Origin of the sequence: Paenibacillus sp. FSL M7-0802 (assembly GCF_038004945.1) — a bacterium.
GTDB lineage: Bacteria > Bacillota > Bacilli > Paenibacillales > Paenibacillaceae > Paenibacillus > Paenibacillus polymyxa_B.
The window spans coordinates 2,002,618-2,023,674 of the sequence record NZ_JBBOSD010000001.1; the positions used below are offsets into that span (position 1 = coordinate 2,002,618).

20 protein-coding genes are annotated in these 21,057 nt (G+C 45.0%); 8 read left to right on the plus strand and 12 right to left on the minus strand.

The features are described 5' to 3' along the window. Positions 1-45 precede the first annotated feature (45 nt). Positions 46-561 (plus strand): hypothetical protein, encoded by a 516-nt coding sequence (locus tag MHB54_RS09465; RefSeq protein WP_023986951.1) that lies wholly within the window; start codon positions 46-48, stop codon positions 559-561. A 178-nt stretch (positions 562-739) separates the two neighbouring features. On the opposite strand, the gene MHB54_RS09470 is transcribed toward MHB54_RS09465, so the two are convergent. Beyond that, positions 740-1,306, minus strand: coding sequence for an NAD(P)H-dependent oxidoreductase (locus MHB54_RS09470; RefSeq protein ID WP_023986950.1), 567 nt, complete (start codon positions 1,304-1,306; stop codon positions 740-742). Between the two features lie 415 nt (positions 1,307-1,721). Here MHB54_RS09470 and MHB54_RS09475 point away from each other — a divergent pair, with 415 nt between their 5' ends. The 3 genes from MHB54_RS09475 (at position 1,722) to MHB54_RS09485 (ending at position 4,029) form a co-directional block, all read left to right on the plus strand. Continuing rightward, complete coding sequence (locus MHB54_RS09475) at positions 1,722-2,633, plus strand: helix-turn-helix transcriptional regulator (RefSeq protein WP_340981572.1); 912 nt, start codon at positions 1,722-1,724, stop codon at positions 2,631-2,633. 88 nt (positions 2,634-2,721) lie between these two features. Next, positions 2,722-3,072 carry a nuclear transport factor 2 family protein gene (locus MHB54_RS09480; RefSeq protein ID WP_023986948.1) on the plus strand — a complete coding sequence of 117 codons (351 nt, stop codon included), beginning with the start codon at positions 2,722-2,724 and terminating at the stop codon, positions 3,070-3,072. Between the two features lie 162 nt (positions 3,073-3,234). Further along, positions 3,235-4,029 (plus strand): SDR family oxidoreductase, encoded by a 795-nt coding sequence (locus MHB54_RS09485; protein WP_103744615.1) that lies wholly within the window; start codon positions 3,235-3,237, stop codon positions 4,027-4,029. 112 nt (positions 4,030-4,141) lie between these two features. On the opposite strand, the gene MHB54_RS09490 is transcribed toward MHB54_RS09485, so the two are convergent. From MHB54_RS09490 to MHB54_RS09520, 7 genes are all read right to left on the minus strand, one after another. Further along, positions 4,142-5,560 carry an aldehyde dehydrogenase family protein gene (locus tag MHB54_RS09490; RefSeq protein WP_103744616.1) on the minus strand — a complete coding sequence of 473 codons (1,419 nt, stop codon included), beginning with the start codon at positions 5,558-5,560 and terminating at the stop codon, positions 4,142-4,144. 41 nt (positions 5,561-5,601) lie between these two features. Beyond that, positions 5,602-6,030: a universal stress protein gene (locus tag MHB54_RS09495; protein WP_023986945.1), complete on the minus strand. Its 429-nt coding sequence runs from the start codon at positions 6,028-6,030 to the stop codon at positions 5,602-5,604. 27 nt (positions 6,031-6,057) lie between these two features. After that, a complete protein-coding gene (locus tag MHB54_RS09500; RefSeq protein ID WP_264454193.1) occupies positions 6,058-7,269 on the minus strand; it encodes an MFS transporter in 1,212 nt (403 codons plus the stop codon). A 40-nt stretch (positions 7,270-7,309) separates the two neighbouring features. Next, positions 7,310-7,765, minus strand: a complete 456-nt coding sequence (locus tag MHB54_RS09505; RefSeq protein ID WP_023986943.1) for a MerR family transcriptional regulator — start codon at positions 7,763-7,765, stop codon at positions 7,310-7,312. 342 nt (positions 7,766-8,107) lie between these two features. Next, positions 8,108-8,209 (minus strand): hypothetical protein, encoded by a 102-nt coding sequence (locus MHB54_RS09510; protein ID WP_023986941.1) that lies wholly within the window; start codon positions 8,207-8,209, stop codon positions 8,108-8,110. A 113-nt stretch (positions 8,210-8,322) separates the two neighbouring features. Continuing rightward, positions 8,323-8,907, minus strand: coding sequence for a TetR/AcrR family transcriptional regulator (locus MHB54_RS09515; protein WP_023986940.1), 585 nt, complete (start codon positions 8,905-8,907; stop codon positions 8,323-8,325). Positions 8,908-9,161: 254 nt separating this feature from the next. After that, on the minus strand, positions 9,162-9,773 hold the full coding sequence (locus tag MHB54_RS09520; RefSeq protein WP_023986938.1) for a pyridoxamine 5'-phosphate oxidase family protein: 612 nt from the start codon (positions 9,771-9,773) through the stop codon (positions 9,162-9,164). A 115-nt stretch (positions 9,774-9,888) separates the two neighbouring features. Here MHB54_RS09520 and pdxR point away from each other — a divergent pair, with 115 nt between their 5' ends. Continuing rightward, complete coding sequence (pdxR, locus tag MHB54_RS09525; protein WP_075153719.1) at positions 9,889-11,403, plus strand: MocR-like pyridoxine biosynthesis transcription factor PdxR; 1,515 nt, start codon at positions 9,889-9,891, stop codon at positions 11,401-11,403. Positions 11,404-11,412: 9 nt separating this feature from the next. On the opposite strand, the gene MHB54_RS09530 is transcribed toward pdxR, so the two are convergent. Beyond that, entirely contained in the window at positions 11,413-12,051 is a 639-nt protein-coding gene (locus tag MHB54_RS09530; protein ID WP_053324610.1) for a pentapeptide repeat-containing protein, read from the minus strand. A 151-nt stretch (positions 12,052-12,202) separates the two neighbouring features. Here MHB54_RS09530 and MHB54_RS09535 point away from each other — a divergent pair, with 151 nt between their 5' ends. Beyond that, complete coding sequence (locus MHB54_RS09535; RefSeq protein ID WP_075153718.1) at positions 12,203-15,502, plus strand: DUF5695 domain-containing protein; 3,300 nt, start codon at positions 12,203-12,205, stop codon at positions 15,500-15,502. Positions 15,503-15,779: 277 nt separating this feature from the next. Here the strand turns inward: MHB54_RS09535 and MHB54_RS09540 are convergent, their stop codons facing one another. Further along, positions 15,780-16,826: a hypothetical protein gene (locus MHB54_RS09540; protein ID WP_028541041.1), complete on the minus strand. Its 1,047-nt coding sequence runs from the start codon at positions 16,824-16,826 to the stop codon at positions 15,780-15,782. A 173-nt stretch (positions 16,827-16,999) separates the two neighbouring features. Here MHB54_RS09540 and MHB54_RS09545 point away from each other — a divergent pair, with 173 nt between their 5' ends. Continuing rightward, on the plus strand, positions 17,000-17,398 hold the full coding sequence (locus tag MHB54_RS09545) for a hypothetical protein (RefSeq protein ID WP_264454194.1): 399 nt from the start codon (positions 17,000-17,002) through the stop codon (positions 17,396-17,398). Positions 17,399-17,938: 540 nt separating this feature from the next. Here the strand turns inward: MHB54_RS09545 and MHB54_RS09550 are convergent. Together MHB54_RS09550 and MHB54_RS09555 are read right to left on the minus strand one after the other, a co-directional pair. Beyond that, on the minus strand, positions 17,939-18,247 hold the full coding sequence (locus MHB54_RS09550; protein ID WP_028541043.1) for a DUF2500 family protein: 309 nt from the start codon (positions 18,245-18,247) through the stop codon (positions 17,939-17,941). 492 nt (positions 18,248-18,739) lie between these two features. Then, positions 18,740-20,134: a helix-turn-helix domain-containing protein gene (locus tag MHB54_RS09555; protein WP_049828369.1), complete on the minus strand. Its 1,395-nt coding sequence runs from the start codon at positions 20,132-20,134 to the stop codon at positions 18,740-18,742. A gap of 242 nt (positions 20,135-20,376) precedes the next feature. Between MHB54_RS09555 and MHB54_RS09560 the strand changes: the two genes are divergently transcribed. Next, positions 20,377-20,829, plus strand: coding sequence for a hypothetical protein (locus tag MHB54_RS09560; RefSeq protein ID WP_028541046.1), 453 nt, complete (start codon positions 20,377-20,379; stop codon positions 20,827-20,829). Positions 20,830-21,057 lie beyond the last annotated feature (228 nt).

The window sequence follows — 21,057 nt, forward strand, 5'->3', positions numbered from 1 at the left end:
CACATATGATGTCACAAAATTCAATCTAAAGGAGAGATACACACCTTGTCTAAACATTCTTCTCATCGTTCGATGGGGCCGTTACAACCACATTTCGCGACCACTACTGAAGTGAGCAATTTTGTTAATTTATGGGGAATATTTACTGTGAATGGTCAACAGATCGTTGCTTTTGTAAAAAGCGTAGATCCCGCTAACAAATCAATGTTAGTGCTATATCCTAATGGTACACAATCATATATTGATGTAACTCAAATCAGTCAGGCACAAGGCCCTTATCCAAGTATGCCTTCTATTCCAGGACAAAGCAGTGGTCAGGGCGGTCATCAAGGCGGTGGATCGCCTTGGCCTCCTCACGGTCAAGGCGGTGGTCAGGGCGGTGGGTCGCAGTGGTGGCCTCAACATGGTCAAGGCGGCGGTCAGGGCGGTGGGTCGCAGTGGTGGCCTCAACATGGTCAGGGTGGTGGATCACAGTGGTGGCCTCAACATGGTCAAGGTGGTGGATCACAGTGGCCTTCCGGTGGATCTCGTAGCGCCAATCGGAAAAATCGGAAAAACTAATACCCAACCCTTATTGTAGCAATTGCCGTTTGCCATGAGCGAGTGTCGATTGGAACACATTCAATATTGGACCAAACAAAAAGGCGTCGCCTGCAAATGCATTCGATGCCTTTTGGATTAGCCACTGGCTACTTCGATTCCCCTAATTCTTAATCCTCTGCTCCTAAACATATTTCCATTAGGCTTTGCTGGCCATGTCTGCAATCTGGCGAAGCCACACTTTACGTGTATCCTCATCGGATTGGGGTACCGACTCGAAGAACAGATGATACATGACGTCAAGCCCACAGTATTCAAATATACCTTTGTCGGACGTCAAGCGAAGTGCCTGATCCATGCCATTACTAGCATATTCCGCATGTGATTTTCCTTGCGTATTGAGGATAATGGCTTTCTTTCCTTTGAGCAGTCCCATCTGCACTCCATTTACATATTTATAAGCAAATCCATAAGAGAATACACGGTCAATATACCCCTTCATAATAGCTGGCATCCCCGTCCACCAAATAGGATAAATAAAAGTGATTACCTCTGCCCATTGCAAAAATTCCTGTTCCCGTACAACATCTTCTCCGATTCCTTCAATGACCTCGCTGCTGCTAATCACAGGTTGAAAGTTGATTGCATATAGATCACGAACAACCACATCATGTCCTTTTTGCTTTAGCCCCTCGACTGCTGTGGTCAAAATTGCATGATTAAAGCTTCCCTCGGATGGATGTGCGTAAATAATAAGATGCTTCATGTTCTCTCCTCCATTTACTTTAAAATAAGTGATTGATCAATTACTTAACTTCGTACTCCTTCAATCAACTGAATATGCTCAATCCATAGTTCGGATAAAGATACGTTTGAGTAAACTTTAGCGGTATCCTGCTCATGAATATCACCTCCGTTGCTTATTAATCCAGTTAGTGATTGATCAATCACTAATGATTGGCCTCAGTATAGTATATTCCTTTTTACTTTGCAAGTGCTCTTTGTTCAACTTTATATAAAAGATTGTAAAAAGATCTGATCCCAAAACAGTGTTATTATCGCTGTTCAAAGAAAATAAAGTCCCCCAGTTGATGTCCATTAGGGTGTGATGTCAAGAATCACTTAATATGACTTTATAATGTCATATTATAAGGTGTATGCTACTGAGAGAGGTGAAGCGTATGCCGTTAAGCAGACATTTTGAAATCGTTTATATGTTACTCCATAAGAAAAAAGTGACTGCTGATGAATTGGCAGAGCATTTTGAGGTTTCCACACGAACGATTTATCGGGACATAGATGCCTTAAGCGCAGCTGGGATTCCCATCTACAGCAGTAGAGGCAAGGGTGGCGGAATATCATTGATGGAGGGTTATGTCTTTAACACCTCTTTACTGTCCGAGCAGGAACAAGATGATATGTTAATGGCCCTTCAGAGTGTGGCTACAGCTACCATCCCACAGGTAGAAGAATTGCTAAACAAGTTGAGTAGGCTTTTTAAAAAAGACATGGGAAACTGGATCGAAGTAGATTTTTCGCCATGGGGAAGCCAAAACAGCCAGAGACAGCTATTCACTCTTATACGCAACGCAATAATCACAAGCCGTGTTATAAAGTTCCGCTATTATAACGTCGCCGGGGAACAGAGTTATCGTAGCGTCGAACCTGCCAAGCTCTTGTTTAAAGATAAATCCTGGTATGTGGAAGGTTACTGTTTAAATACCGAAAGTCATCGTGTATTTAAGATTAGCCGAATGAAAGAGATTGCAGTTACCGAAATTAGTTATGAGCCAAGAACGGTCGTAGCATCTACATATACAAAGATGAACGACTTGCTTCATACCATTGAAGTAACTCTTCACATTTCTGCTCAAGGAGCTTACCGCGTATACGATGAATTTGCCGAGAAAACAATTACTCAGAAGGAAGACGGCTCTTATACCGTCACGGCACAATTTCCTGTAGGCAATTGGCTGGACAGTTATCTGCTGTCCTTTGGTCCCCTCCTTATAGAGGTTAGTCCCGAACAAGTACGTACAAGAATATTGTCTCATTTAGAAACGATGAAAAGAAATTTAAATGATCCTCTATAATATGACACCATGTAGTCATATTATCACTGCTATGATGAGTTTGAAGTTATCGCTCACAACATACTCACCATAGGAGGTTGAAGGATTAATGAATCCACATAAAACCATGCCACCGGCAGTAGAAACTTACTTTACATCAGCGAACAAATCCCAGCTTGAAGTATTTACTTCCGCTTTCGATAAAGATGCGTTGATCTTGGATAATCATCGCGAAATCAAAGGTATGGAAGCCATAAAATCATGGTGTGAAGCAGAAATATTGGAGCCGAATGTCACCTTCGAGATCGTGGATATGGATGACAGTAATAATACCATCGTCGTAATTGCGAAAGTAGACGGAGACTTTGATAAATCGAATCTTCCCGACCCACTCCTCCTTAAACATCAATTTCTAGTAAACAACAATAAAATTAAAGAACTGATTATTACACTTCCATAAAGGAATTTAAAAAATAAGAAAGGGAAAACGAATATGCCTGCTTATGTTGTTTTTATACGTGAACAGAGTACCGATCAAACTGAACTCCAACTCTATTCTCGGAGTGGAGATACCTAGAGGTATTCCTCAACCACATTGTAAAATTTAGGAGGAATTATTCGCATGAGTTTTCAATTAGAAAGCATATTAAGTGAGTTTAAAGGCAAAAGGGCCTTGGTCACAGGCGGTACCAAAGGAATGGGAGAGGCTATTGCTAAGAGACTTACGGCTGCAGGTGCTACCGTAATAACTACGGCTCGAACGACTCCAGTTAATTTAGAAAATCCAGACCTGTTTATTCCAGCCGATATTAGTACGCCTAAAGGTGTAGATCAAGTAGTAAACAGTGTTCTTGAGCGCCTAGGCGGTGTAGATATTCTTGTCAACAATGTTGGAGGCTCGTCAGCCCCATCCGGGGGAGCTCTTATCTTGACAGACGAGCATTGGCAGCAAACTTTTAACGCCAATCTGTTTGCTGCCGTCCGTTTAGACCGTGGACTGCTGCCGGCTATGGTGGAAAAGGGTTCCGGTGTTATTATTCATATTTCATCCATTCAACGTCGCTTGCCGCTATATGATGCAACATTGGCTTATGCTGCAGCCAAAGCAGCTTTAACTACTTACAGCAAAGGGTTATCCAAGCAGTTTTCACCTCAAGGCATTCGTATTAATACAGTTGCGCCAGGCTTTATCGAAACGAAGGCAGCACAAAGTTTGATTGATCGGATTGCTGAGACGACAGGTGACCGAGAAAGTGCATTAAAGCAACTGATGGACTCGTTGGGAGGAATTCCAATTGGTCGTCCAGGACTACCAGAAGAAGTCGCTGAGCTTGTTGCTTTTCTGGTATCCGACCGGGCCGCTTCAATTACAGGAAGTGAATATAATATTGACGGTGGAACAGTTCCAACGGTTTAAAACTTTATTTTCATCTGACAATCACGCAGAAGGTGCCAAAAAAGCCTATCTAATGAGCAGACATACGCAAAACGTATTATCTATGTTCATCAGATAGGCTTTTAAATAACCACTACCGTTTAATAACGATCAGCTTTGTTTCCAGCATTTCTTCCATGGCATACTTTATGCCTTCGCGTCCGGTACCACTTTGCTTCACACCACCATACGGCATATGATCAACACGGAAGCTTGGAATGTCATTGATCATCACGCCGCCAACCTCAAGCTTGTCCGCTGCATCCAACGCGGTCGTGATATTACGAGTGTAAATTCCCGCCTGCAGGCCATAGATCGAATCATTTACATGGTTTACGGCTTCATCTATAGAGCTAACAGAATGAATCAGCACAAGCGGGGCAAACACTTCACGACAGGACACCTTGGAAGTAGGGTCCACATTAAGCAAAACCGTCGGCTCCAGAATACCTCCCTTGGCTTGGCCCCCCAGAGCGATCCTTGCGCCTGCTTGAACCGCTTCTTCCAGCCATTCACGGACACGTTCGACATCCTTGGCTGAAATAAGCGCGGATACATCCGTGTCCGGCTCTAGCGGATCTCCAATTTTTAAACGTTGAGTTGCTTCTATAAATCGGGATACAAAGGTATCATACAGTTCATCGACAACGTAAATACGTTGAACTGAGATACATACCTGCCCCTGATTGGCAAAGGCTCCACTCACACAACGGTCGATGACCGCGTCTACATCCATATCACGGTCGATAATAACGGCCGCGTTGGAACCCAGCTCCAGCGTGACCCGCTTCAAGCCAGCCTTGGAGCGAATTTCTGTACCGACCGCCGGGCTACCGGTAAAAGTGATATAGCTGACGCGCGGATCAGTGACAAGTATGTCGCCAATGGTTTTACCATCGCCGCTGATCACGTTAAGAGCGCCCGCAGGCAATCCAGCCTGCTCCAGCAGCTCCGCAATCAAGTAAGCCGACAACGGTGTCTGCTCCGCAGGCTTTAATACGACCGTATTGCCTGCTGCCAGCGCGGGACCCACTTTATGAGCGACCAGGTTCAACGGGAAGTTAAATGGTGTAATAGCTCCGACTACCCCTACAGGTTCTTTGAGCGTGTAGGCCATACGACCCTCGCCGCCCGGTGCGGCATCCAGCGGAATGGTTTCCCCGTGAATCCGTTTGGCTTCTTCAGCTGCGAACTTGTAGGTTTGCACCGTCCGGTCAACCTCCGCCAGCGCAGCCTTCCATGGTTTGGATGCTTCACGTGCAATGATGCGCGCTGCATCCTCACGCCGCTCTTCCAGCAGGTCAGCCAGCTTCTCCAAAATGGCTGACCGCTGGTGCGCTGGCATGGTCCGCATCTCCGAGCGTGCATCAGAGGCCGCCTGAATAGCAGCCTTGGCATCCTCTGCTGTGGCCTCTGCCACCTCAGCAATGATTTCCCCGGAATACGGTGATTTCAACGTCGTGTACGATGAAGCTGCTTTCCATTCTCCACCGATAAATAAATGCTGCTGCATGCTTTTTCCTCCTTCTCTTGATATCACGTTCCTTTTACCATCTATTTTACCGTCAACACCGGACAAGGTGCATGCTGAATCACCTGATGGCTCACGCTACCCAGTATCATTTCAGAAACAAGTCCTTTGCCCCGCGTTCCCATAATGATCAAATCCGTCTTTTCCTGCTTTGCACTTTCGCAAATGACACTCGCCGGATCACCGTGACCCGCCAGCATACGGTAAGAAATACCCTCGTCCTTCAAATAGTCGGATGCTGGTTCCAAGATATGACGACCTTCCTCTTCGATTCGCTCATCCACATCAACCCCAACCGGGGGCTCATTCATGGATAAAGCCGGGTTTACATGTAATACAGTCAGATGTGGATTCCCCTGAAGCTGCTTAGACAACGTTTTGGCTGTCTGCAACGCATTCATAGCATGTTCCGAACCATCAATCGCGACCAGAATATGTTTGTATTCGCTCATACTCTTTTCCTCCTCAGAAGTTCGATCTTAGTGTGCATCCACCTGAATATCCTGCATATGTCGACGACGTACGATCAGCACAGCTACGCCAATCAGTACCATCAATGCTCCAAAATAAAATGGGGTTTCTGCGGAGTACCACTCTGACAGCTTCCCTGCAAGCCACGGCGAAATTGCCCCGCCCAAAAACCGCATGAAGCTGTAGGCCGCAGATGCTGTCGAGCGCTCCACTGGAGCAGCCTGCATAACAGCAGTTGTAATCAATGTATTGTTAATCCCCAGAAAAATACCAGCCACAATGACGGCGACAATGACAGTCGTTGGTGAACCAGCTACCGTCCCGATCGCCATAACACCTAAATCAATGGCAAACAGCGTCAGCATGATACTAATGGAAGATACCACGCTCAAGCGTGCTTGAATCTTCGGTGCTACAAACACCGAGGTAAAGGCCAGCATAATTCCCCAGCCAAAAAACACATAACCCAAACCATGCTCGTCCAGATTCATTACATATGGAGAATACGCCATCAACGTAAAAAATCCAAAGTTATATAACAACGCTACAATACCGAGCGTGAGCAAAGCCGGATAACTGAGCGCTTTGAACGGATCGGCAATGGAACCGCGTTTTTTGGGCTTTGGAATGGAAGGCAGCATAAACGTAATGAACAAAAATCCCACTACCATCAGTCCGGCTACACCGAAAAACGGACCGCGCCAGGAAATGGAACCTAACTCACCGCCCAGCAACGGACCCACTGAAATCCCGAGGCCCAATGCCGCTTCATACAAAATAATTGCTTTAGCTGTTCCAGAAGTGGACAGACCTACAATCGCAGACAACGCTGTTGCGATAAACAAAGCGTTCCCCAAACCCCAGCCTGCCCGGTAGCCCACAATTCCGCTAACTGTACTGGCTGTGCCGCCCAGTCCAGCAAACACAATAATAAATAAAATCCCGGTTAGTAGTGTCCATTTGACACCCAATCGACTAGATACAACGCCTGTAATCAGCATCGCAACGCCTGTTACCAGATTATAGCTGGTGAACAGCAATGACACTTGGCTTTTCGTAGCATGAAGCTGATCAGCAATGGCCGGAAGAATCGGATCGACCAATCCCAGACCCATAAATGAAATAACACAAGCAAAGGCGACTGCCCAGACCGCTTTAGGTTGAGACAGCAAGCCTGAGCGTTCTTTTAACTCTTCAGGTAATGCATGTTGTGAACTCATATTATGATGTTACCTCCACATCTGAATGTAAATGTTCTTGTTATGACGGGTCGTGATCAAGTTCATCATCCAGAAGAACCTTGCGTTCACGCACCCTAACCCGTAACTCCTCCAACTCAGTCTGGAGCATACGGATGCTGTTGATTTTTCCCTCCATTAATTCCAACTGCTCGTTCAATGTACTTTCCATATCCTCCAACATGGCCCGTCGCTCGTTCGGTTGCAAATGCTCCGTTCGCTCGCGATATTCCTCCCGCTGACCCTTAAGCATTTCCGCTGCGGACATGTAACGCTGAAGCTCTTGCAAGGAGAATCCAAGTACTTCCTTGGCACTCACTATTTTTTTTAGTAAGTCCACATCCTCCTGCGTATACAGGCGCATATTTCCTTCACTGCGCTGCGGAGAGGGCAATAAGCCGATTTCCTCATAATAACGAATGGTTCGCTTGGTTAATCCGCTTTGTTTGGCGACCTCATCAATTTTATACGTAACCATGACACCCACCTTATGAAAAAGATTATATATAAATACTACGCCTCTATAACGTTAACGTCAACGTAAACTTCAATATAAAAAAAACCGCCTCTAATTGGAGACGGTTCCTATTTTGACTAGTACGGTCATAGACCCGAGCATCGGTGCTCAAGCCCATGAATATAGCTTTAGATGAAACAAGTACGAGTGATGATAACCAGTAAAATGAAGAGAACCAGAATAACACCAGTGGAGGTGAACATGTTACAACCGCCACAACCTCTATCTACTTCACCCATTTCGTATTCCTCCTCCCTACTGATTCCAGCAAATCTTCCGAATTTTAAATCCTTGAGCTACGAATTAGATGATAAATGCTTTGGAAATAATAACGAGCAGAATGAAAAGTACCAGAATCGCTCCTGTAGATGTAAAAGCTCCATAACCAGCGCCTACTCCAGACATGGTGATTCCTCCCTTCATGGTTTACAAGAGCATCTTATGCTTATGCCATCATCCATGATAGGGACAAATGCCGCGCCTGCCGCCCAAATCTAGGTTGGGGTTGTACTGTCCTGTTATTCTTCGGACCCGAGCATGCCGTGATACAGGAGGTTTCGTGCCTGCTTGGCAAGCACAGACGGACTTTCACGTCCAGGCAGCAATTTAGTTAACGTCAGCCGTTCAATCAAGCCGATCACGCATTCTGCTGTCAGTTCAGGGTCCAGTTCCTCACGGCAGGAGCCCCATCGTTGCGCCGCCAGCAGATGCTTTTTGATATGCTCAGCCATTTCCGCCTTAATACGCACCGAATCTGTCGCCTGGTAAAATCCGACACGAGTGATCGCCGGATTATTAGACAACACGCGAAAAATAGCTTCCAGAAACACCTGTCCCCGTCTCAAAATTTCAGCCTCGCTTAGGTCTGGGCCTATCTTCATGCTTTGTACCGTATCATTCACCAAAGTACCGAAGCTCTCCACAAGCTCCTCGTACAACTGTTCCTTGCTTTCAAAATGAATATAAAAATCCGGCTGCGTCAATCCTGCACGTGCCGCGATCGAACTTACCTTTGTCTGATAAAACCCCGTCTGAGCAAACTCTTCAGCCCCCGCTTCCAGTAACAACCGTCGACTCTCCCGACTTCTGACTCCTGCTCTCATCACGGTCTTGCCCCCTTACGCCACAAATCTATCGTATTATAAAGTTCCTTTGCAGTAAGAACAACGGGCTTGAGGATGATATATACCTGTCCTTCAAAAGTCCTAATACAGAAGGACTGAACGTTTTGGAAAATCAAGGGCATCTCCCTACAAGGTATAATTAACCAATCTGACGGTGAGCGAGCAGGAATTATTACGTGGAATTCAAATATTTATACTTGAGGATTTTGCAAAATCCTGACTTTCGATATATATCAGTGATGAGGACAATATTTGCGCATCATCTCAATCGTTGTCAGATCATCATCCAACCCCCGTTGTTGCAAGCCGTCGATAATTTGCTGACGTTCCTGATCTTTAACATTTTGACCGAATTTAAACTTGGCAGTCCATTCCTCCGGTACAATTTTGATCAGAGCGACCCCTTTTAAACGTGAAGCATACCGAGAATCGCTGGCATCAATCGTGTCATACCCGCCTTCCGGTTGCAGCTTGCTCATAAAAATGGAAAAGGCCGATGCTTTTTCTTCCAGATCCACTACATGCTCCGCATGACCACGCACGGTAATACTTTTAAAAAATGAAGTCGCCGGACATGCCATATGTTCATCCGTAAAATAAGACGGAATGAGCGCATATTCTTTGGCGGCTGAAAAAGTAACTCGATTATCTTCTTTCATCCGTTCCATCTTTTCTCCAGCACGGCTGCCATGAATATAAAAAACGCCATTTCCATAAGCGAAATTCAAGGGAACCACACGCGGAAAACCATCCTCGCTGTTCATGCCTAAAAATCCGAAACTGACCTCGCTTAGAAACTGCTCTATTTCCTCTAGTTCTGCTACCGTAAATTCTTTTCTTCTCATAGGGAACTCTCCTTCCATCTATTGACCAATGATACATTTCAGATTATGTTGAAAATGGATTCATAAAAAGATCCAATATGAACGAAAATGAGTGGCCCAATCGAAGGAGAAGAGTATGGATATTACGATTGCTTATCAGCGTGCGCTTCAAAAGTATCATTTAAAATATTTGGCATTGTATCATGCTCTTCGTGAGGGAATCCTCAATGGCTCCCTTGCCAGTGGTACGCGTCTGCCTTCCACTCGTGATCTGGCTGTGATGTATGGAATTTCGCGAGGGAGCGTTAAAGAGGCATATGATATGTTGTTGGCAGAAGGATATATAGATTCGGCAGTAGGCAGAGGAACCTTTGTTATGGAACAGACAGCGGTGCTGCCCGACAAATCTTTAATCAACCAGCAGAACCAGAATTCACCTGTTGTAAAACAAAAAGCCCCTGCTCTATCAGCTTGGGGACAACGAATCATGCAGATCGAAAGGGAACGAAACTTACAGCGGTCTCCTGCTTCTGCTACAAATAGAGACAGTGCGCAACAGCCTTTGATTTCTTTTCAGGCAGGAGAAGTTGTATTGGAGGGCAACTCACAGATCGCATGGAAAAGCGCAATGACTGCCGCTGGAAAGGATCTGCAAAAGCCCTCGGCTGACGCGACGACTGCACCAGTGAGCGGTGATGAATGGCTGCGTGAAGCGATTTGCCATCATGTTGGCAGAACACGCGGAATTACAGCCACGCCGGATCAAGTCGTATTATGCAGTGGTTCCATGGAAGTGATCACGTTATTAAGTCAGTTGCTTATTCATGAACAAGATCGAATTGTATTAGAAAACCCCTGTTATTCCGGCATCTACCGTGCAGTTACTGCCTCAGGCGGACAGATACATGCTGCTGAGATGGATCAACATGGAATTGTCCCACAGGATTGGGATTCCAAACTCCTATTTGTTACACCTGGACGACAGTTTCCAACCGGTGCAGTGTTGCCATTAACACGCCGTCAACATATTTTGCAATGGGCAGCATCCAAGGGAGCGTGGATCATTGAGGACGATTATGACAGTGAATTCCGTTGGGCAGGACGACCCATTGAACCATTAAAAGCACTGGATCGTACAGAATGTGTCATCTATGTCGGCTCCTTTTCCAAAAGCATGTTCAGCAGCCTTCGACTCGGGTTTGCAATCTTGCCCGTTGAATTAGCCCAAGCGCTGACAGCTGCCAAACGACTATACGATCCCCTGCCGCCTGCCCGCTTGGAACAGCGCGCACTGGCACGTTTTATGATGCGCGGCGACTACGTTCGCCATGTGCGACGGATGACTCGAATATACAGATCACGCTACGACGTGTTCCAACGTGAAATACAGCAGTTAAGTGAACTGTTTCACTGGCATCAGAACGATTGTGGACTACATGCCTATGCCATCTGGAAGCAGGAGTCTGCCCAGTACCATCATTTGATGCAGACAGCACAATTTTACGGAGTCACATGGCGTGATGCCGCCGATTACCAACTGACACCGGGACCTCCATCAGCCTGCTTTATCTTTGCCCATTTAACGGAGCAACAAATTGTTGAAGGGTTTAACCGTCTGCGCCAGGCTTGGGACCATATTAAAAATCAATGAGGAGTTCCCTTATTTAATCACTAGCCCCAACAGCCCTACAAATGATGAAGCTTGATGCGGTGAGATGATGCAGCCATTCAAATCTTCTATATCCACCTGTAACCCATCAAATTCACAATCGCTCAGATCAATCCCGTTGAGCTTGGACCCCGATAGCATCGCTTGATCCAGATTGCAACGGTTAAAAAAGGTTTTTTGTAGTGTTAAATGATACAGATCGGCACTTATTAAAGAACAATCCTCAAAACCAACTTGCTTAAAATTAGCAAAACGGAACATCGAATAATCCGCTAAGCAATCCGAAAAACGAACGTTTTGGAGCCTGCTTCTGGAAAAGTCTGTTCCAAGCAATTTGCAGTTTTTGAACTCTACCCGATGGATAAAGGAACCGGAAAAATGAACATTAGACAGATCGCATTTATCAAAAATGACGTCTGTCCATTCACTTTCCGGTAATGACGATTCCATGATCGTTACATTTTTAAAAGTCATCTTCTCTAATGAAACCTTAACCGCTTCCACATTATCCAAAATCATATCTTCTACAGACCCCATACTATATTCGCCTTTGGACCGTAAGGAATACATTTCTTCGTTTAGTACGGGCAAGTCCGCAGGAATTTTCGGCAACTCCATTTTAATTTTCATAATAACTCTACCTCCACGATTGAGAGCCCTCTAGGACATCTATATGAATCTATTTTCTATCAATTCTCATACATAGGGTAGCAAAAGTATTTCTCACACATATATTAACGTAGTGAGCACGCTCACGAACCTTTGTTAGGAGGTTGATAGCATGGCAGTACAACTATCTAATCAAGTGTTCTCCATCTCTGTCGGAGATTACGGCGATCTCTCTTCCTTGCGGCTGGTAGGGGACACTTTTAATACCAACTATGTCATGAACAGCTCTAACGCACCTAAACAGAATACGTCGGATCATCAGTGGCTGGGTGAACTGATGTTCACCTATCGTCTCGGCAACGGAGCGTGGACTCGGGCATGGACAAGTAATTCTGCTGATGCGCGCCAGATCACCTCTTCTGGAAACAGTGTCCAGGTATCCTATCAGAATTCATCAAACAATCAGGGAATACGTAATTTCATTTTACATGAAACTTATTCGTTGGTTAACGATTATTTGCATTGGCAAATGAAAGTAACGAACACCTCTAATCAAACACTGGAGATCGGAGATTGGGGACTGCCGCTTCCGTTTAACGAGTACTGGTCCGGCGGCAATAATGAACAAATTTATGAAACCAGAGTACTCTCACACTCCTTTGTAGGCCATAACAGCTCCTTTATTACCGCTGGACGACCTAGCGGCATCGGACCGTATGTACTGCTGATCCCTGATGCCTCAACGGGTGCTGGTCTCGAATATCAGGACCATTGGAGAACTGAGGAGCATCCCGGCAGCACATGGGCTATGGAGCAAGGTGGCTGGTCCGAAGGACTGAATGTGTTCTATATCCATTCCAATGTCATCAAGAGCACCAACCGTGGCTATCTTGGAAGCACCAGTCTGTCGCTGGCTCCTGGTGAAAGCAAAACGTATGCCTTTAAATTTTACAAGGTAGCGGACGAGCAGGCTGTAAAGGACAGGCTGTACAGTGAGGGACATGTGGATGTGACCGTGGTTCCGGGTATGATTTTCCCGACGAATCTCAAGGCCAAATTCGATCTGCATACCAGCAAATCCATTACCTCTGTCACAGCGCAATATCCGTCTGAAACGACCATCAGCTATCTGGAAACAGCCCCTACAAACCATAAAATATATGAACTTACACTGGGACGACTGGGACATAACAATATTACTGTAAACTATGGTAACGGCGAAAAAACCGTTCTCCAGTTCTATGCCATCGAGCCAGTCGAAGCTGCACTTCAGCGTCACTCTACCTTCATGGTCAACAGCACCCAATGGAACGTGCCGGGCGACCTGAGGGACAAGGTCTTTGATGACTGGATGATGCAGTACAAGGCTAGACGCAACAGCTTTGCTGGTTACTGGGGCTGGGGTGATGATTGGGGACTAACTCACGGCCAGTTTCTGGCGGAGAAAAACGTTCAGAAGCCCGTGGCATCTGAGATCAAGGCAGTCGATGATTATTTGGAAGTAGCCATCTGGACGAATTTGATGGAAGGCCATCATACCGATTATCTGGTCCCTGATTTCCTGATGCCGCAGCCTAACACGACACCAACGTACCGTGGCTATGCCTATCCGCACATTTATAATACGTTTTTTAGCATGTATAAACTTGCCAAGCTGTATCCCAACCTGATCAGCTATCGCAATAGCAAAAACACATATTTGCTACGTGCTTATCGTATTTTTAAAGCGTTGTATGAAGGCCCTGTTGCTTATAACTGGAACACGGGACTCATGGGTGAGCTAACTACACCTGATATGATTAAAGCGCTTCAGGAAGAAGGCTTGACCACCGAGGCTAACGACCTGATTGGCAAAATGGCTACCAAGTACAACAATTTCAAAAACACCACCTATCCTTATGGCTCTGAGTATAACTATGACAATACAGGCGAAGAAGCCGTATATACACTCGCCAAAATGAACAACAACACGACGATGATGAGCAAAATCAACGCCAAAACGCGTGCTGCACGCGGTCATATGCCTGTCTGGTACTATTACGCCGATCCGGTCACCATCACCGGAGAGAATTGGTGGAACTTCCAGTACACCACCTCACTGGCCGGCTATGCGATGGATGACTGGACACGTCGGCATTCGTCCAAGCCCGAATTGGATCAGCGTCTATCCTATGCCGCCAAGCTGGCGAACATCGGAGCGATTAACTCGGGACAGATCAGCTCTGATCCTGCCAACATCGGGGCGGTATCGTGGACATATCAGGCGGGCAAGGGCAATTACGGCGCACTCGGTCTGGACGGTGGCCCTCTCTTTAACGGATGGCGCGGCATGTCCGGGGAAGCCGATCTGGGACTGTTTGGAGCCATCAAAATCCTAAGCTCGGATGTTGCTGTAGATCCAATATTCGGCTTGTTCGGCTATGGCTGTGACGTTACAGAAAGCAGTAACAGCTACGCGATTACTCCAAAGGACGGTGTATTCCAACGTCTGCATCTGATCACCCAAAAGCTGAGTTTGGAGCTGAATCGGGATCAATATAGCTTGGCCATCGTGTCCAAGTCCAAGAACAACATCCGTCTGACACTGAAAAATATGACTCCAGGCACGACTCATACCACCGTTATGAGCTTGACCGGACTCGCGGCAGGTACGTATGACGTGCTTGTAGATGGCACAAAAACCGGGTCCGTCACGGCTGCTAACAGCTCTGCGACCACGGTCAGACTGAATATTGGTACGGCAGCCAACTATGATATCCGTATCCAGTCGAGTACAGACAACCCGTCTCCCGCCGGAGACATTGTAGCCCGTTATGAATTTGACGAAACGGCCGGATCTACCGCAGCCGATTCGTCAGGTTATGGACAGCAGGCCAGTGTAAGTGGAGGCGCGTGGGGCGCCGGACGAAAAGGTAATGCCCTGCACTTTAACGGTACAGACGCCTATGCTAGCCTGCCCGGTGGTATCGTTAGCAGCATAAATGACTTTACGATTGCCGCGTGGGTACGGGTGAACACGCATAACGGCTGGGCACGCCTGTTTGATTTTGGAGCAGGCACGGATCGGTATATGTTTTTGACACCCAAGGCCGAGGGAACTGGCATGCGCTTTGCTATCACCGTCTCGGGGAACGGAGAGGAACAACAGTTGAATGCGCCAGAGCTGGCAACTGGGGTTTGGAAGCATGTCGCCGTGACTTTGTCAGGCAATACTGGAATGATGTATGTGGACGGTGTAGAGGCGACGCGTAACACCAACATGACGCTGAAGCCTTCCAGCCTTGGACTGACAGACCGGAACTATATTGGGAAATCCCAGTTTGATGATCCCTATCTGAACGGTGCAGTGGATGAACTGATCATTTACAACAGAGCCCTGACCGCTCAGGAAATCCGGGGCTTGGCCTCGGCAAGCAGCACCATCACAGCCCATGATGAGGGAGCCCGTTCATATGCCGAAGGAGCAGATTAGAATACATTTACGCATTCATTCATGCCGTTAACGTTTTAGATTGTGAATGATTTGTACTGTGAATCATTTGTGTCGTGAATCATTTGCGTCGTAAATGATTGGTATCGTGAATGATTCTTGCTTATATTAGCTCTACCCCCGGATTTCTTAAGTTAAGTCTGTAATCAGGGAAGAAATCCGGGGAGATGATGCTTCCGAGCGAGCCACCCTATGGAAAGCATTTAAAGCGACCGCCTTACCGGGACGATCAGCGGCAACTTTTCCATCTGGAGGGCGTTTAGCTCCGTCTAATGCGTGTCGTCCTTGGTCTTAGGCGAACCAGTTCCTCACTGGTGAGCTGCCTAGTATAAGAGCGAGGGGAAGATCCTGTATCTACCCTGAGCACCCTGCCTGCCCCGTTGGGGCGGGCTACCCGTGTGTTGAATACCTGCATGGCCCACTGCACCGGAAAGGCTATGGATAAGCGACCATCTGCCGTGCCTGCATAGTTGACCGCAGCTGCATAATTATCTGACTGTCTGAGCCATACAGAGCCGGAATCCCCAGGTAGTGATACGGGAGTCGTACCTCTAATAACCGTCTGATCTTCGAAGGTCAGTAAGCCCAACTCTCCACCATAATTGATTTGCAAGTCCGTATAGACGGACTCTACCGTGCCATTGACCCGCCCGGTCGTACGCCCTACCTTCTTCAATCTTTCCCCTATGCGATAAGCGGTCACATGACCCGGAATCGCTCCTACTGTAGCATAACGCGGATTGAGCAAGTTGTTACGGGTCGGAAGCGAAAGCGCCGCATCAATCAGGTTCGTTCCGGTGGGATTCAAGCGTACGTAACGATAAAGCCGTCCTATACGATCCTGGGCAACCGTCCCCCCATCGGCTCCGCCTGGCTGAATTGTAGCCTCTCGATTGTCTGTATTGGAGGGATTGAGGACATGGTTATTGCTAAAAAGATAACGTGTCGCCGGCGCTCCAGTTGGGGCAACGATGAGTCCGGTTGAACCGGAGCCTTCAATCGTCCCGACACTGTAGCCGGCGATGACCGGGCGTATGCGCACTTTGTAGTCCGTGGCATTGGCTCTGATCTTTCCAGTCTTTACAATTCGGACTGGAACGTTCGTTTTCTTTCCTAATGCGGTGGCCGACAGGAGTCCAGTAGAGGCCGACGCTAAACGGTCCGTGTACACAATGACAGCGGCTCCTCTTTTGGGATGAGCAGGGTCCCTGTACCCTACGCCAATGCCGTGGACACCGGACATTTTTAAAACTCGCTTGGCCATCCGCTTTTTCACTTGAAGCGCGGCCGAGAAGGTAGCCAACATAATCATCTCCTTTTACATTCAGATGAAATATTGTATGGCTAAGGCCGCTTCGCGTTCCATTTGATCATACGATCGCTGTATTGAAAGGCATATGAAAACATTCCAAAAAATGGTATACTCATTTCCGAAATTGACATCTTATCATTTGATTCTGGTGTTCAAGGAGGTACTTTATGTTTTCAATCATGTTGACATATAGCATACAAGCAATTGTAATTTTACTGATTATCTTTGAATTGTTGAGAAATAACAGAAAAAAAATAGGCTGGGGATCACTTTCACTGCTTTTATCTCTTCTTGGTATGGCTGTTTCTTTCGAATTCGGCAATTACATATTGGGAGACCAGTTGCTTTCCTTTTTAGGATTGCCCGCCTGGTCTAACAGTGTTGATAATACTAGGTTTCACTACACCATTTTTCTATCCAGTATTTTTTTTATTCCCAGTTTAGTCATTGGATATAAAAATCCTAAGGAGTTTGGAGCTACAATTGGAAAACGGATTTCTAGTATATATCTATTTTTGATCATCATTTCGCTTTTATTTTTTATTATCAGCATTTTCTTGAAGTGAAAGTTGTCTTAGCGGAGGTTGTTGTTTTATACATTAAATCCGAACAATCCGGGGTGAGTAATTAGATCAAGGAGTTGGTATTATCTATAATTCATTTACCTCCATATTCTTTCCGGCACTGACTGCAATCATCCTTATAAAGATGCCAATATTGGAAACAAGAGTGGACAAAGGTACGATGTTGAAAGTGAGAATTACAATAATAACAGTCCTGCTTATCGGAGTCGTGTTGTATATAATTGATACTCAGTGGTGGATTGTGATTGCTTTTGCAGTATTTTTCTGCATACTACTTGTTATAAAACTTTTGAAAAGGCGTAATAAGCCACATTGATTTATGATTCTCATACTCAGCGTCTAACAAAAGCCCTCCATTAATGGAAGGCTTTTTATATTACGTAGCATATTTAAATTCCCAACTTATTAAAACACCCCACCAGCGTATGCCAGCAGGGTGCTACCGATGCTTTCGGATTTATATGGGAAGTATATAACGTTTGGGTGATTATGTAAATAAATATATAGATTAAGCTGATCCCCTCATATTATGACACGTTCTACCCAGTTCCAAGTACCTTGGCTTGTTACTTTGATTTTATCCCCTACGACAAAAAGGCCATATTTATCGTTACTAACTGAAATTTCTTTGCGCTCATTGCTTTCGAACTCGCAAGTTATATAAAATGTTTTTGAAGACGATCCTTCAGTCCAATCTACCCGCTTATCAACCACCTCACCTATACGTTCTATTCTCGGTTGTTTACGATTATTGCTCGCAATCCGAGAACCGCCTATAAACGCTGAAAGAATAAGTCCCACGACTATAAGTAAAAGAATCCAAAAGACCATCTATAATCCTCCTAAGTATTCATTAGTTGGTAATTATGATATCGGCTTTTCAACTGTTTATTTTGATATCGGCTTTTCAACTGTTTATTTTGATATCGATTGAAAAATGAATATAAAAACACCCCACCAGCTTAGCCAGTAGGGTGTCACCGATGCTTTCGGATTGCACAACAGTACTTCCGTATTCGTTTTATCAATACGATTGGTTTGGATAAATTTGTAAATACAATATGTATGGTTCATGCTGATCACCTCAAGATAGGTATTCGGTGATTGATGTGTTAATTCCTCCAAAATAACAAATCACCGCCAACCACTGGATGGCGGTGATTTGTTTGCTTACGCTTAAGCACCTCCATGCTGTACATGAGGCTGTATATCATGCGTCTGGGCAGGTACAGTAACAATAAACAAAAAACTAGCTGCAATCATTAGCAGTACCATTTTTTTAACATTGTCTAACCATTCATTCTAAAATAGAGGGCATAAATATTAATAGTAAAATAATCTTTCTCTTTGCCCTACACTAACTAAACTTTCATACTTTATAAAAGTTCTAACGTCAGCAAATTGTTTAAACTGCTCAAATAATCTTATGCATCTAATGAAGAAGGATTCTTTGTTATTGGCTAATGATTTAGATAAAACGTCTAGCAGGTATCTGAAGCCATAAGAGTAATTGCCTCTGTTCAAGTAGTATTTAGCAAGTTCATATTTAAAACGTGTTGTTTGCTCTGGTACTACCTGATAGGTATACATATCCGATGATGGCTGTTGTACAAAAGAATCAATAATCATTTCAAACCGTTTAAGTATATCATTCACGTCTAACTGAAATCGGTTAGCTGCAAACATTACGTTCAAAAGCTTTACGATCATTTCCTTATCGACTTTATCACTTGATGCAATAATATATTGAACATAATCGTTTAGCACGCTTACATCTCCAGATAAAAGCTTATATACGTACGTGTTACCTTCTGCCCAGTTTTGGAACAAGCCCATCCAGTATTGGGTGTCCTCGTCCTTCTCCAAAACCCAATCTAAATTAGTGTAGGCGTATGTATACTGTAGGGCTTGGTGGTAATCGCCTTTAGCTTCGCAAGAACCTGAACACAACAAATCAGCATAAGCGATGTACACAAACAGTGGACGACTTAGTTTCTTGGAAGACTCATCACGCATTCGACTCTGCTGTTGATGTTCCAAAGTATATTGGATTTCAGCTTTAGCTCTCATTGTTCTAGCTACTTCCTCAACCTTGTCCCATTTACGCAAAGACCTGTACACGTTTGCTAAATCCTTCAGCGCGTCAAGCTGTTCTATTTCATCCAGACGTTCCACGAAGGATTCAAATAGCGTTGCTGCCTTGAGATTCCGGCTTTGATCGTTTCCAACTTGAATCGTGAATATACGATATTGGCAGACTGCCAATCGTTCAGAATGTTGATACTTCTCCGCTTCAGCCACACCCTCATAGAGCAGTAGTGCAGCCGCATGTCTTCCCTGCTTCAACAATTCTTCTGCAATTTCAAATAGCTTGGGCGAATACAGTAGATTGTCCATGATGGCTCCCACCACTCGACTAATCGCATCCAACTTGTCCAACTCCGCACAACGAAATAGAAATGGCTCGATTCGCCTCATATTCGGGGGGGTGTCGATGATGTAGTTTTCTATAAACAGATCGTAAAAATACCCTTCTGGTAAATCCATAGCCTCAGTGATTAGGTCAAGCTGGTTAACAGACATTGACTTATTCCCTGTCACAATAGCACTTACTATTCCCCTATTCATGCCTGCAAGTTGTCCGAATTGCGCTAAGCTCAAACCCTTTTGTTGTAGGTAACTATCTAATTCTGCTCTAATCGTAGGTGTATGCTTCATGTCATATCCACCTTCCACACAGAAATTCCAAAACTTTTTATTATTGCATTCTATTTTTGTCCATAATTTAACAGTTGTCAATAAGCTTTGAAATATATGTCATGCAATATTCGAATAAAATATATATTTTCGAATATTAATGCTTTTTACCATTTTGTTAACAAAAATATACACTATATTCCTTTTTTAATGATATACTTGGTCAGTAGTACAAATTATACCAATCGAGAGGGCGATTTTTGATGAAGTTTAAAAACACAGTAATCATTCTTACAGGTGTATTGGCTCTTACGGCAGTAGCTCCGCTGGCTGCTACTGCCGCACCAGTTACGGGGATTAAAGTATCGAAGGATCATGGAGGTATAGTTATCCAACAAACTGGTCAAGAGGTACATGAGGTTCTTGGTGGGACAAGTCCGACGATGGACTTAACTGTTGATAAAGGTTATGGACATGTAAAGATTAAAGTTCGGAATCAAGGAACATCAACTATCTCTTGGAGCTTGCAGGGTAACGGGAAAGAATATGTCTATAAAACTGTTGGCAAAGGAGGCTCATTAACGTGGAATAGTCTTAATTCATTCCCTAATGGGATGCCTTCAGGGAAATACGTAATTCAATTCAGAGCCGACGGAAACAAAGTTGATGGCGAGGCTTGGGCTACTACTGGTCAGTACCCATCAGACATTAACTAACCGTTATTACAAGCAGGGGAGCGTCTTGGAGTTAAATCCAAGGCGCTTTATTTAATTTTTCCAAAAAAATAAAGGTGAAGGTAGCAAAACACCTGATGTAGTGATAATTGTTGGTTTAGTGATCGGAGTTCTCATAGGTATCGCTCCTGTCTTTCTTAGTGGAATACAAGAGTGGACTTGGCACACTACAGTCCTTGTACTTGGTTCTGCGCTTGTTATTGGTCACAT

What these genes read in the sequence shown, in the direction of transcription:
- MHB54_RS09490 (WP_103744616.1), bottom strand. Translation starts at nt 5,560, where the DNA reads ATGCAGCAGCATTTATTTATCGGTGGAGAATGGAAAGCAGCTTCATCG.
- MHB54_RS09520 (WP_023986938.1), bottom strand. Translation starts at nt 9,773, where the DNA reads ATGAGAAGAAAAGAATTTACGGTAGCAGAACTAGAGGAAATAGAGCAG.
- MHB54_RS09475 (WP_340981572.1), top strand. Translation starts at nt 1,722, where the DNA reads ATGCCGTTAAGCAGACATTTTGAAATCGTTTATATGTTACTCCATAAG.
- MHB54_RS09530 (WP_053324610.1), bottom strand. Translation starts at nt 12,051, where the DNA reads ATGAAAATTAAAATGGAGTTGCCGAAAATTCCTGCGGACTTGCCCGTA.
- MHB54_RS09545 (WP_264454194.1), top strand. Translation starts at nt 17,000, where the DNA reads ATGTTTTCAATCATGTTGACATATAGCATACAAGCAATTGTAATTTTA.
- MHB54_RS09485 (WP_103744615.1), top strand. Translation starts at nt 3,235, where the DNA reads ATGAGTTTTCAATTAGAAAGCATATTAAGTGAGTTTAAAGGCAAAAGG.
- MHB54_RS09470 (WP_023986950.1), bottom strand. Translation starts at nt 1,306, where the DNA reads ATGAAGCATCTTATTATTTACGCACATCCATCCGAGGGAAGCTTTAAT.
- MHB54_RS09505 (WP_023986943.1), bottom strand. Translation starts at nt 7,765, where the DNA reads ATGGTTACGTATAAAATTGATGAGGTCGCCAAACAAAGCGGATTAACC.
- MHB54_RS09535 (WP_075153718.1), top strand. Translation starts at nt 12,203, where the DNA reads ATGGCAGTACAACTATCTAATCAAGTGTTCTCCATCTCTGTCGGAGAT.
- MHB54_RS09510 (WP_023986941.1), bottom strand. Translation starts at nt 8,209, where the DNA reads ATGTCTGGAGTAGGCGCTGGTTATGGAGCTTTTACATCTACAGGAGCG.
- MHB54_RS09560 (WP_028541046.1), top strand. Translation starts at nt 20,377, where the DNA reads ATGAAGTTTAAAAACACAGTAATCATTCTTACAGGTGTATTGGCTCTT.
- MHB54_RS09500 (WP_264454193.1), bottom strand. Translation starts at nt 7,269, where the DNA reads ATGAGTTCACAACATGCATTACCTGAAGAGTTAAAAGAACGCTCAGGC.
- MHB54_RS09495 (WP_023986945.1), bottom strand. Translation starts at nt 6,030, where the DNA reads ATGAGCGAATACAAACATATTCTGGTCGCGATTGATGGTTCGGAACAT.
- MHB54_RS09515 (WP_023986940.1), bottom strand. Translation starts at nt 8,907, where the DNA reads ATGAGAGCAGGAGTCAGAAGTCGGGAGAGTCGACGGTTGTTACTGGAA.
- pdxR (WP_075153719.1), top strand. Translation starts at nt 9,889, where the DNA reads ATGGATATTACGATTGCTTATCAGCGTGCGCTTCAAAAGTATCATTTA.
- MHB54_RS09480 (WP_023986948.1), top strand. Translation starts at nt 2,722, where the DNA reads ATGAATCCACATAAAACCATGCCACCGGCAGTAGAAACTTACTTTACA.
- MHB54_RS09550 (WP_028541043.1), bottom strand. Translation starts at nt 18,247, where the DNA reads ATGGTCTTTTGGATTCTTTTACTTATAGTCGTGGGACTTATTCTTTCA.
- MHB54_RS09555 (WP_049828369.1), bottom strand. Translation starts at nt 20,134, where the DNA reads ATGAAGCATACACCTACGATTAGAGCAGAATTAGATAGTTACCTACAA.
- MHB54_RS09540 (WP_028541041.1), bottom strand. Translation starts at nt 16,826, where the DNA reads ATGTTGGCTACCTTCTCGGCCGCGCTTCAAGTGAAAAAGCGGATGGCC.